Here is an 11328-nt window from a genome sequence, read left to right on the forward strand (position 1 = left end):
CTTCTGGTGTATTCCACATACTTACGGTTGATTCTGATGATCGCCGCCAATCTTAAACGGCGAATAAACATCTTTATAATCGACAATCGTTACCATGCCCTGATCCGCATGGTTATTATCATGACAATGGAACAGCCACTCACCCTTGTTATTGGCCTTGAAATAAATCTCGTATTCTTCACCGGGTTTGACGTGAATCAGATCTTTGACAATAGGTTCATCATACTGATTGCCATTTTTGGACATCACCTGAAACCGGTGACCATGCAGATGCATTGGGTGATTCATCCGCCCGCTGTTTTGGATATTGACTTTCACAATATCGCCTTCTTCCACCTGAATGGGTGGTGTATCCGGGAATACCTTCTGGTTAATCTGAAATGTCATGCCTTCCCCCATGTTCATACCCATACTTAAGTCCATATTATACGTAACATCAGGTTCAGGGGGCTCTTCGAAAATTAGATTTTCACTTCCATATGAAGTCCCCTTGGCAACTGATTGTCCTGAAATAGCCGCCAGATCATTGTCTCTAGTATCATCACTGTCTTCCCGGGAGACTACAGGAATCTGCATATCTTCTGCGTTTTCAACATCTGGATTCTCACCGATGACAACTGATCCTGAGTCCGGTTTTGTGAAGGCAATATCAATTCTTTCACCCGGGGCAATCTCCAGTACATTTGACGAACCTTTTGAGCCATCGACTTCTTCTCCATCGTTGGCAATCACCTCCATGGATCCTTTCGGAAAAACAAGTTGGTGCTGCTGATAGCCTGCATTGACAAATCGCATACGTGCAGTCTGGCCCTCGGTCATAACTAGAGATTCGATTGCTTGACCAGATTTACCATTGATTGTGAATGTATCGTATGCCTGTTTTGTATCAACCTCAGCATCACCAGATACAGCTCCCATCATTCCACCCATTCCCTGATTTTGGGCTTGGTCAGTTGTCCATTCATCCAATATGAAAACTTTGTCTTGATCAAAGTCATTTTGTTTCTCAGTCTGCTTCTCTTCAATAATCAGCGATCCATACAATCCTTTGTCAACCTGTTCTGAGCTGTGCTGATGCGAGTGATACCAATAGGTGCCAGCGTCGTTAGCAATGAATTCATACGTGAATGATTCCCCAGGTTGAACCGCATCCTGTGTCAGACCAGGAACACCATCCATTCTGTTGGGCAGTATCATCCCATGCCAATGAATGGTGACAGGGACATTCAGTTCATTCTTTAGATGAACACGGACGAAATCGCCTTCCTTGACACGTAGTGCCTCACCCGGGACACTCCCGTTATAGGTCCAGGCATCAACTGTCTTTTCCTGATCGATCTCCCACTCCGTTTCCTGGGCGGTTAGATCAAAAGTTCGGACAGGGCGGTCACCCGCTTCTTGCGCACTAACTTCCAGGATACTTGTGCGCCCGTCAATGTCATCATCTGATGTCTCACTCTGAAAAATACCAAAATCAGAATTGAAATAAAAGCCACTCCAAATAACAGCAAGCGCACCTATTAAAATTAAACCAATTATTTTTCTGTACACAATTTGTCACCTTTCTGTTTTTTATCTATTCACTCTTTCAGTTTCCGTTTAAGTCTGTCATACTCCTCTTCTGATATCTCGCCCTTTGCCAATCTTTCTTTCAGGGTCCCCAGTGACTTATCACCAGATGAACGGAAAGATCCATTATCCGAACCTTTGAACATCCATACAGAAATGATAATAATAGCCAGGATAATCAGAATTGTAAAGAACCCAAATCCATAAAAGCCACCGCCACCCGTCATATTGCCCATCATACAATCATCTCCTTAAATTTTATACCATTAGGGGTATTTATAAAGTTAAAAAAATAATTAGCTTAGCATTTACGAACGCCAAAACAACTAATTTTATCCATATGATGACCATAATACCCACTGGTCAGTAAAATTTCATATCCTATAACATGCATGTCATCACCCCTTTTCATCTGCTGTACTGTCATTGTAACTGAAAAATGTCGAGAAATTTTGCACATAACAACATTTTTTATTCATTCCATTACACATCTTACTAACGAACGAATAAGGAAATGATCTCCACCGCATAAGCTTACCGACCGTTACATGCGGTTTAAATGCCCAAGGGTTAATTACTTCCAGGAACTCTCTCAGTTGTTGCTACCACCTATATAATGATTCAGTGCACCCTTTTTCCTCCATAAGACCTTCCTGAGAAAATAGTGGATGCCTGGATCAAGCCTGCAGGTTCGAGATTTGAATAATCCTAACTAATTTATCTTGTCCGCAATTAAAGTTTTCTATTTCTGGTTTTTCTGGCAAGCACAGCCATAAGCAGAAACAAAATCCCTGTTACTCTGGAATAATAAAGTAGTGAACGTTCGGTGTAATGTTTTACCAAACCAACCCTTCGTTTCACTTCGTACTAGAACCCGGAACACAGAATTAGACACGATTCAAATGAGTATCCTTAAATTCTGTTGGATACTTTAATCCATATCCAACCATCCTATCCATTCCAATATGGGCTGACCATATTAAACCAATTGCCAGAACAGTCTGATTAGATACTATGAAACCACAGGTAATAATAGCTATCGGTATAGTATATGTATGAAAAAAATTATAAAGAAATGAACCAACCTTATTATTTAATAGATACCCAAGCATTGAAATATCAGGTACTAATAACAGGATTAAAAACAATATCCAGCTAAATTCGCTATACCCATAAAAGAAAAGGCTTAGTGCTAAAACTGCAGCACCTTCTATGTGCAAAAGTAATCTCATCCACTAGCCACCTCCTATCCCCAACTGCTTGTTTGATTAAACCAGTTAATCCTCTTACGTTTTTCTCAAATAAAAAGATTCATTATAGCAAGTTACCTCGTAAGGCTGTTTTTAATTAACAGTTGATTTCAGTTCTTCATTTCTGACTTCTAATATATAATTCTCATACACATGTTCTTTCCCACCATTTTTCTGATACCAGTCCTGAACTCGTTTGACGTGAGCCATGTCGCTTCTAACTTTTGATTCAACTTCTAAGTATTCCTCATAACTGTCATATTCCCATATAGCAAAGATTTCTACGGTATTATCAGCATTTTCCTTCATCCACCTTCCAACACATTAACCCCCTAAAAAGCTTAATACCTAATTCAATTTTGACATAAACTATTGAACAAAATGATCCGATTGCAATAAACAACTACCGTTCTTACAATTTCCAGCTATTAGTGGAACCAGAAGCGCAATTCCTTATTCAAGAAAAACACCCGTAAACGTAAAAAATTTTACTATTTAATGTATTCTATATCTTCATCAAAACCATCAAGAACTTCCTCTTTGTTATCAGAATAGTAAACCCAAAACTTTACTTCCTGTGAAAAATCCTCCGTAAATTCAATTGTAGTTTGAGTTAGTTTTGCGGGTTTTCCAAACACTCGAACATCTTTAACATCAGTGTCTTCTGGTTGAATAATCGTAACAATAGGGGCCGTCCCTTTATGACCAAGAGAACTGGTTTGTATGGATACCCAACTAGTAACCCATTCCAGCCCATTTGAGTTATTTTTTATCAGCATAGAAGTTAAGCCGTTCCTAGTGCTATAAGAATATACATAAATGTAATTTCCTTTAAGGTCATAATCAACAATATCTTTTGGATTATAACTATTTTCTTTTACGATGTTTTTAATTTGTTCTTCTAAGGATTGATTTTCTTGTGTTGCATTTTCACTTCCTTCGTTATCATTATTTTCATCGGTTGTACAACCGAATAGAACAAATACTACACTTAAAGATAACAATAGTTTTTTCAAAGTAATCCTCCAGAATTTTTAAATAATTTTTCTTATACAATATACATACGGTTACACATATTTTAAAGTTTCAATTTGAAGTTATCTAATATCATAATTTTCTGAAATATTTAACAAAATAAAAAGACCGATTATAATGTCGACCTTCTTGACCAATCTTAGACTCGTTAATGGAAAGAGACATATATAGTTAATTCTACATAACTCTTTCGGCTATGTTGAATATGTTAATTAATTTAATTTCTGTTTCTTTATTATGACGGGAAAAGACCGTCGGTAACACTTTTAATTTTATATGAGCTTGACCATCAGTAATTTCACCTTCAGTATTCTTGAAATTATATATAACTGATACAGTAATCTCAAACCATCTAGGGTCAAGCTTCTTGTGTACTAGCTTTAAATTAACTATTTCCTTATTAGCATAATGCCAAAGAATAAATCTCTCACTATACTTATCACGTAATATTTGCTCAACGTCGGGCTTAATTATGTATAATATAATCTCTTCTGCCGCAGCATAAGACTCTAAAAGATCATCTTCAGTATCGTCTCCAGTTTGGGCATTATATTCATTCGGTGTTAGACCAAGAAATAGAATTAAGCAAATGCTGGTTATAGTCAACTTTTTCACTATACTCACCTCAGCGTTAGCTTCTTCCAATACTAACTTACTATTCAACAAACCCTCTTCGTTGAACCTATTGAACTAAAGAACCCTTTTAACTGAAGAAATAAGTTACTGTTATCTTGTAGAATAATCAAGTATTTCTTGATAAAGTTCGTTCCAGTCGTGATAATATTCTATTACTTCACCTGGATTTATGAGAACTCTTTCTTCCGCCTCATACTTGGCTTCAAAGTCATGTAATTGGTCAATTTCCATACGATAGATCACCTGATAGCCTACTTTTGGATAAGCACTACTTTCGTGCCATTCCGGGTTCTCATTGTGGTCAACTACTATATGACCTAAAAGAAGTGATTTCCCCGTAACATAACCCTCCTCATATGCTTCACGCTTCATACATTGTTCAGGAGTCTCTTCATATTTAATATGACCACCAGGAAAATCCCACCCTCTATGGTTTAGATTAACTAAGAGTAGCTTATCATCTCTAAAACAAAATCCGTGAACGCTTGTAATCAATTCTCTTGGAGGAAGTTGTGTATCAGGCTTCCAAGTTAATTTTACTTTTGCGTCTCCCCAATTCACATATTTTGTTGTCACTTTTCCTCTTCCCTTCATTAGAATTGCCATTTCTCTTATTCAATAATTCTGATATTAGGTCAATAACTTACTCTCTCTTCTAACCTTAACATAATATTCCAATTCATAATCGAAAATTTCTGGACAATAAAAGAAAAGACCGACCTTGAGTCAGTCTGCTTATTTAACTATTGCACCCGTTAAATGTACAAGATAACGTTTTTTTCTAAAAGAAATAATGAAGGTTCTTGTTTTCAAAATGAAGTATTATAACTAATGTATTAAAGAAGCTCTCAAATCTTTAACGCCATATTCCAAATAACCCTTTAAACAAGATAACATATAGACCCAACCTTCTTTTTGACCGATCATTTTGTTTACTATTTCAGGGTCATCTTCTCTCAAACCTGATTCTGTTACTTCAATAATTGTACTCTTATCATCCAACTTTTTTAGTGTAATTGTAACAACCGATTCTTCACCATGTTCCGCTCCCCATGAAAACACGATTTTCTTACTTTCCTCCACTTCTAATATATTTATAACCCCTTCTGCTTCGTATTCATCATATCTCAATGTAACCGACTTGCCTTGTTCCCATCTTTCAGAACTTGATGAAAACCAATAGTTCCCGATTTTTACAGGGTCTACTATAGCTTCAAATACCTCATTAACTGACTTACGTATTTTCATTTTTGTAGTTACCTGTGTATCCATTGTAAAATCAACCTTCCTTTCTTGTTTTTCATTATTATACACATTCTTTTCATTTGAATCGAAATCCTTTACTTAGTATAAGGATTCTTTCACTAAGCTGCTCCTATAGTTGGACAATTGTACCAGAACAAGATTTCTAATTTATTTTATTTTTTGGTCTTAAGAATAACGATTTATCAAGAACTAAAGATAAGTCTATTTGTGGAAGTTCACGTTGTATTAGTTCGTACATTTCCTCAATTATTACCTCTAATTCTCTTATAGAAACCTTTGGGTCATCAAGAAAAATAGACTCTAAGCGATTTGATATATTTTCAGGAGTGATTTCCATTGAACTAAGTGTATATTTTTGCCACTTAAAGGCTGGATGGTGTACGAATTGACGGTTTAAACCGAACAATACTCCCATTAAATTGGTTTGAACGGCTACTATCACTTTATAAAGCATTAACCAATCTTTTCGCTCAAGTAAAGCCTCACGATTATTCCATCTGTTTCCTAAAAAAATGTTCTCCTTTACCATAGCCACACTTAATTCATAAGGGTATTTACTTACTTTCTCTTTCAAACTATTAATAACTAAATCACCGCTGAGTGTAACTCCGTTATAAACCGCAGCTACAATACATTGCTTATCTAAATCCGTATCATAAGATATGATCACGTCACTTATAACTTTGTTAATTGTTTCTGTTAGAAAATTGCTTATTTCTAATTTTACACCCTGAGTTATGTATGTTTCTGACCATTCCTCATCTTCATATGGGTGAAAGTCAATAATATTACCATTTAATTCTACGATTGGACCCTTCCTTTCCTCGTCAGAAGGGGCTCCCTTCCAAAAAACAAATAGTTCAATATCCGAATATTCATCATGCCAATTTCGTGATACGGAACCTCCTAATAAAACGGCTTCAACTTTTGGATTTTGTTCATAGATATTTGCTATATCTGATGCCAATATTTTTAAATTCACATAACCTCTCCCTTTCGGAAACCTTTTTTACTTCTTCAATTAACGCAGCCTTTAATTAAAGTGTACTAATTCATATCTTAAAATCTATCTACTAATAATTTTATTTACTCAACTGAAGTACCCAGTGTCATTCCACCGTCTACAACAATTTCTGTACCCGTACAATAAGAGCTTTCATCAGAGGCAAGGAATGCTACAGTTCGAGCAATTTCAATTGGTTGTCCAATACGTCCTAAAGGTACTGAATCATAATAAGTAGGAACATGTTTGCCATGAGTAGCCATTTCAGTTTCGACTCCACCATGATGAACCATATTTACTCGAATTCCTTTTGGTCCTAATTCAATAGCTGCAGCTTTTGACATTGCAACCACAGATGCTTTAGTCGCAGCATAAACAGAGGATTGGCTAATTGGAGCAAATGCAGAGATCGACACATTGTTTATAATGGAGCCTTTTTGCTGCTTTTCCATTTGTGGAATAACTGCCTGCATCCCCATAAAAACACCAAGTTGATTAACATTAATCAACTGTTGATAATCATCTATGGTCGTCTCTGTAAATGGTTTACGTTTTAGAGCTCCAGCATTATTCACTAACATATCAAGCTTACCGAATTTATGTATGACCTTATCAACCGCTGATTTCCACTCTAATTCTTTTGTGACATCTAACTGAACTGGAATGGCGTGGTCTTCGCCAATCATCCTAGCCACACCTTAGCCTCATCATAGTTTCTGGCACCAACCCCTACCATAGCCCCCAACGTGGCAAGATGCTGAGCAATAGCTTTCCCCTGTCCTCAATTAGCCCCGTTGACAAGAATTGCATGGTTGTTTAAACACGACATATCCTCACTCCTTTTTTTAATCACTGTTTATATGAAGCTCTAACATACAAAGGACTTTTAAACTCTGATTTCACCTTAACATTAGCATTAAGTAAGCGTAATTTTCACCTAAAACAATTTGGGCAGTATCTTCAGCTAATTGTTTCTCCTTAATATAAGTAAATGCTAGTCTAGTTATACTCTGACCATATTCATTCATTAAAAACTCCAGTAATTCATCTTTGCATTGTTCATACTGATTCCCCATAGGTACTTCCCTTCCTCAGATAATATCCTATTTAGACGACACTATGGAAATTGGTTCTAAAAAATAAAGAATGTTCCAAATGAAAAAGTGCATTACTCTATAAGTTAAATGCACTTTTACGAATTATTTATTCACTTATTCCCTATGCTGACTGATTCATCTTCAGACTTAACAACAGTACTATTAGGTATTATAAAAGCTTTGACATGTAGTATTCGTCAACAAAATCACCATCGATAAACAATAAGTGTTTTTTAGTTCCTTCTGTTGTAAAGCCCATTTTTCGATACAGAGATAAACCTGATTCGTTTTGTGTCACTACTGTAAGTTCCAGGCGATGAATATTGTTACAGAGTGCCCATCGTTCCAACTCTTCAAATAGCTTTGAACCTATTCCCTGTCCCCTATATTCCTTTAATATTCCAATAACAATATAAGCGGAATGTTTATTTCTTCTCGCCTTACCGCCAAAAGCCATTAAAAAACCAACTAATTTGTTGCCTGTTTCAGCAACAAGTATAGTAGAGTTCCCCTCTTCTTCAATACTCTCTATCATCTTTCGTTGTTGTGCTGGCAGACTATTTCTCTCGCCAGCCTCCCACAGCATATATTCTGAATTTCCCTCAACTTGCTGCGTAAGATGTGAAAGCTTTTCTGCATCTGAAGTCTTAATTTCTCTTACTATCACTGTAATTCTCTCCCGTACGAAATCATGTTTAACATATTATGACTGTATCTAGTCTTTAATACTAATACTCATCTTCCCATCACGGTAATGAGCATATTTATCTTCTTCAGATAAATCTATAAAAAGACCGTCTTCCGTAACTTGAATAAGTTCTTTCACCTTTTTTTCATCACCATTAACTTCAATTGTTAAAACACTTTCCACCAGTGGAGGGCCACCATCGTCGGTTCGAACATCCTGAATCTCAAAATCATTTAGTTGATATCCTTTTTCTTCTAAATAACTTATTTTTTCCGTAAATCTCTCCTTGGCTTCCGATTCACTTAGCGTTGTCTCCTTATCGTAATGCTCATCGAAAATCAGTAACTGATTAAAAGCCTCGTCAAAATTTTCATTAACTAAAGCAGTGTAATAGTTTTCCACACTATTTTTAGCATCATTGGATGTACAGCCAATCACAATAATACTTAAACCCAGCAATGTAATTAAAAATAATAATAAATTTTTCAATTTTCTCCTCCTATAGTTAAAATCGTGCTTGAGTAGGTTTTATACCTGTTTGATTTCCCAACAGAAATAATATTATTGTTGCAAGTGAAGCGAGTATTGTAGAAATTTTAAAATAGATTTAAAGTTTATTAACGTACACATTTTCCACCTTTTTAGTACAAAATAAGAAAGTAAGCAACTAACTTATAGATGATGTGTACCCTTTAACTTAAAACTTAATTTATAACTTCATTTGTATTACGATCTAAGGTTTGAAAATAACTTATTATTGCAGCTACAGCGCAACAAACACCGCTTAATAACCAAATATAAAAAAAGATCTTTCCTCCTGTAGTGGGGGAGTTATAGATAAAATAACTAAGTAGAAATAATCCTCCACCTAAAAAAGAGAGATAATACGCAAACCATTTATGTCGTCTCCTAAAAAAGTGGTATCCAATAAGAATTAACAAATATATACTACTTATTACCATAATTACGGGAAAAGTGGGTAGAAATTTAGCAGCATATATAAAATGGTCAAGTTGTGATATTTGATTACTGCTTTGAACTTCGTCATAGAACAATTGAGAAAATGGTGTTGAATGCTTCCACTCCCAAGGGTCATTTAGAATCGCACTACCTTCGTACCAAGTTGCAGCAGTGGAAAACAACAGCAGGATTGATGCTATACCAAGCTGGACCAAAAACCAAAACACATAATCCACAGCCTTTCTAATAAAATTTATCCAATAAGTAATAGGCTTATCTTGTCAAACTATCTCACCGCGTCTCGTCGAAGATAAGGATTTTAACTTCGAGATAACCACTTATTAAGAGAGCGATTTCATCTTTAATTTTACGATTATACATTTGTAATTATTTTAACATAAAATAACATTTATATATTTTAATTTTTCGAATAGTTTAATCTAGAGAACTTGGCTTATGGCCAAGCTTTAATAGCGAATGCCTTAGTTGCGCTTATGCAGTAAGTATTTCTTTCTTAACTGGCAAAAATAAGACCCCCCTTAGGATACAGTCCTCGTGCTAAAAGAAACTTAATTAAATCACATAAATCTCTTTTGCAAAAAGTATTGATCAAAACCTTTGGGATGATCTTCAATGACGCCAAAAATTTCGTACCCGTTTTTTTGATAAAACTCAGGAGCCTGAAAGCTAAATGTATCCAAGTATATCAATCTGCAATCATTCTCTTGCGCATACTTCTCTAATTTCTTCAGCAAAATACTTCCATATCCCTCTTTTCTATAACTTTCATCAACCCACAGAAAATCAATTATTATATGATTCCAAAACATGTTTCCGGTAATGCCACCCTTAATATTTCCAATATCATCTTTTAGTGTAAAACCAATGTTCTTATTAGGAGTTTTAAGATGGTCTGGCAACTGCTCCATGTTGTGGTCTATTACCTTCTTTTTTATAAATTCGCTAGTTTCTTTTGTCCAATGATTAATTATTTCCATAGTAGTTCCCCCATAATTCCCAGCATTTTGTCATATTTTACAATGCTACTACAAAATTACATTTTATAGAAGTTTTGGAAACCCAATAGGATATATTAAATCTTGATAACATATCAAATTGATGCCACTTTTACACCTCTAGAAACGATAATAGTTATGAATAATGAAATTATTCATAACCAACCTAAGTACTCGATTGAATTTTCTTGAGCATGAATCTGTGAAAATAGCAGCTTCTCTATGAAAATCGCGAATATATATTTAAGATTTTGGGCATAATGCCAACTATAATGAAAAATTATGGAGGTGATATATATGAAGAAACTAGTATTATTAACTATATTACTTGTTTCAGCTATGGTGATGACTGCTTGTGGAGGTGAAGATGAAAACTCAAAGGAAAATTCTAACCAATCTAATGAAGATGTTAAAAGCCAAGAAGCTATGAGTACGATGAATGACATGGTTAAAAGAATGGAAGAGCTTGACTATACTTCAATTGACTTTGATGTCATATATGATGATCAAGAATTTGAAGGTGAAATCGAGAAAGATAATAATTTAGTGGAATCCGAGTTTTATGATCCATTTAACAGTGTAGATGAACGCGGGGCAGATGCTTTTGATGCCATATTTCCAATTGTGAAAGACCTGGAACTGAAGCAAGACATGACAGATGAAGAAGCTATTGCAACATCTCTTAAGGCGTTTAGTATACCTGACAATTTCTTAAAAGCCGTATTACAAGTTACTTTTAAAGATGGAACGGATAAAGTATATGAAATAAAGATGAATGAAATGTAAAAGCGTATTTTTTATGATAAAA

14 protein-coding genes and 2 pseudogenes are annotated in these 11328 nt (G+C 35.2%); 1 reads left to right on the plus strand and 15 read right to left on the minus strand.

The window, feature by feature from the left end:
• Positions 1–21: 21 nt before the first annotated feature.
• The 15 genes and pseudogenes from BMY13_RS16500 to BMY13_RS16570 all read right to left on the minus strand — a co-directional run bounded on the left by BMY13_RS16500 (position 22) and on the right by BMY13_RS16570 (position 10502).
• A complete protein-coding gene (locus BMY13_RS16500; protein ID WP_092505980.1) occupies positions 22–1551 on the minus strand; it encodes a multicopper oxidase family protein in 1530 nt (509 codons plus the stop codon).
• A 29-nt stretch (positions 1552–1580) separates the two neighbouring features.
• A complete protein-coding gene (locus tag BMY13_RS16505) occupies positions 1581–1808 on the minus strand; it encodes an SHOCT domain-containing protein (RefSeq protein WP_092505982.1) in 228 nt (75 codons plus the stop codon).
• A 648-nt stretch (positions 1809–2456) separates the two neighbouring features.
• Positions 2457–2801 (minus strand): DUF4260 domain-containing protein, encoded by a 345-nt coding sequence (locus tag BMY13_RS16510; protein ID WP_092505984.1) that lies wholly within the window; start codon positions 2799–2801, stop codon positions 2457–2459.
• A 111-nt stretch (positions 2802–2912) separates the two neighbouring features.
• Positions 2913–3140 (minus strand): annotated as a pseudogene (locus BMY13_RS16515) (NIPSNAP family protein); the annotation flags it as partial.
• 170 nt (positions 3141–3310) lie between these two features.
• Entirely contained in the window at positions 3311–3835 is a 525-nt protein-coding gene (locus tag BMY13_RS16520; protein ID WP_092505988.1) for a hypothetical protein, read from the minus strand.
• Between the two features lie 196 nt (positions 3836–4031).
• Positions 4032–4517 (minus strand): hypothetical protein, encoded by a 486-nt coding sequence (locus tag BMY13_RS16525; protein ID WP_092505990.1) that lies wholly within the window; start codon positions 4515–4517, stop codon positions 4032–4034.
• A 63-nt stretch (positions 4518–4580) separates the two neighbouring features.
• Positions 4581–5066, minus strand: coding sequence for an NUDIX hydrolase (locus BMY13_RS16530; RefSeq protein WP_092493390.1), 486 nt, complete (start codon positions 5064–5066; stop codon positions 4581–4583).
• A gap of 252 nt (positions 5067–5318) precedes the next feature.
• The gene (locus BMY13_RS16535) at positions 5319–5762 is read right to left on the minus strand and encodes an SRPBCC family protein (protein ID WP_092493389.1); all 444 of its coding nucleotides are present in this window, start codon (positions 5760–5762) and stop codon (positions 5319–5321) included.
• A gap of 136 nt (positions 5763–5898) precedes the next feature.
• Positions 5899–6738, minus strand: coding sequence for a DUF4037 domain-containing protein (locus BMY13_RS16540; protein WP_092505991.1), 840 nt, complete (start codon positions 6736–6738; stop codon positions 5899–5901).
• 104 nt (positions 6739–6842) lie between these two features.
• Positions 6843–7588 (minus strand): annotated as a pseudogene (locus BMY13_RS16545) (SDR family NAD(P)-dependent oxidoreductase).
• A 70-nt stretch (positions 7589–7658) separates the two neighbouring features.
• Positions 7659–7835 (minus strand): hypothetical protein, encoded by a 177-nt coding sequence (locus BMY13_RS16550; protein WP_175476846.1) that lies wholly within the window; start codon positions 7833–7835, stop codon positions 7659–7661.
• Between the two features lie 190 nt (positions 7836–8025).
• Positions 8026–8523: a GNAT family N-acetyltransferase gene (locus tag BMY13_RS16555; RefSeq protein WP_092505993.1), complete on the minus strand. Its 498-nt coding sequence runs from the start codon at positions 8521–8523 to the stop codon at positions 8026–8028.
• Between the two features lie 48 nt (positions 8524–8571).
• Positions 8572–9033, minus strand: a complete 462-nt coding sequence (locus BMY13_RS16560; RefSeq protein WP_092505995.1) for a hypothetical protein — start codon at positions 9031–9033, stop codon at positions 8572–8574.
• A 215-nt stretch (positions 9034–9248) separates the two neighbouring features.
• The gene (locus BMY13_RS16565; protein ID WP_342729358.1) at positions 9249–9740 is read right to left on the minus strand and encodes a YjdJ family protein; all 492 of its coding nucleotides are present in this window, start codon (positions 9738–9740) and stop codon (positions 9249–9251) included.
• Between the two features lie 342 nt (positions 9741–10082).
• A complete protein-coding gene (locus BMY13_RS16570; protein WP_092493384.1) occupies positions 10083–10502 on the minus strand; it encodes a GNAT family N-acetyltransferase in 420 nt (139 codons plus the stop codon).
• A 315-nt stretch (positions 10503–10817) separates the two neighbouring features.
• Here BMY13_RS16570 and BMY13_RS16575 point away from each other — a divergent pair, with 315 nt between their 5' ends.
• Positions 10818–11306 carry a YusW family protein gene (locus BMY13_RS16575; RefSeq protein ID WP_092493383.1) on the plus strand — a complete coding sequence of 163 codons (489 nt, stop codon included), beginning with the start codon at positions 10818–10820 and terminating at the stop codon, positions 11304–11306.
• The last annotated feature ends 22 nt before the right edge of the window (positions 11307–11328 follow it).

The organism is Virgibacillus subterraneus, assembly GCF_900110695.1.
In the GTDB taxonomy this organism is placed as follows: Bacteria; Bacillota; Bacilli; order Bacillales; family Amphibacillaceae; genus Lentibacillus; species Lentibacillus subterraneus.

Bases quoted from the DNA above. Each gene is read 5' to 3' on its own strand.
- BMY13_RS16570 (WP_092493384.1), bottom strand. From the start codon at position 10,502: ATGGAAATAATTAATCATTGGACAAAAGAAACTAGCGAATTTATAAAA.
- BMY13_RS16505 (WP_092505982.1), bottom strand. From the start codon at position 1,808: ATGATGGGCAATATGACGGGTGGCGGTGGCTTTTATGGATTTGGGTTC.
- BMY13_RS16510 (WP_092505984.1), bottom strand. From the start codon at position 2,801: ATGAGATTACTTTTGCACATAGAAGGTGCTGCAGTTTTAGCACTAAGC.
- BMY13_RS16535 (WP_092493389.1), bottom strand. From the start codon at position 5,762: ATGGATACACAGGTAACTACAAAAATGAAAATACGTAAGTCAGTTAAT.
- BMY13_RS16575 (WP_092493383.1), top strand. From the start codon at position 10,818: ATGAAGAAACTAGTATTATTAACTATATTACTTGTTTCAGCTATGGTG.
- BMY13_RS16550 (WP_175476846.1), bottom strand. From the start codon at position 7,835: ATGGGGAATCAGTATGAACAATGCAAAGATGAATTACTGGAGTTTTTA.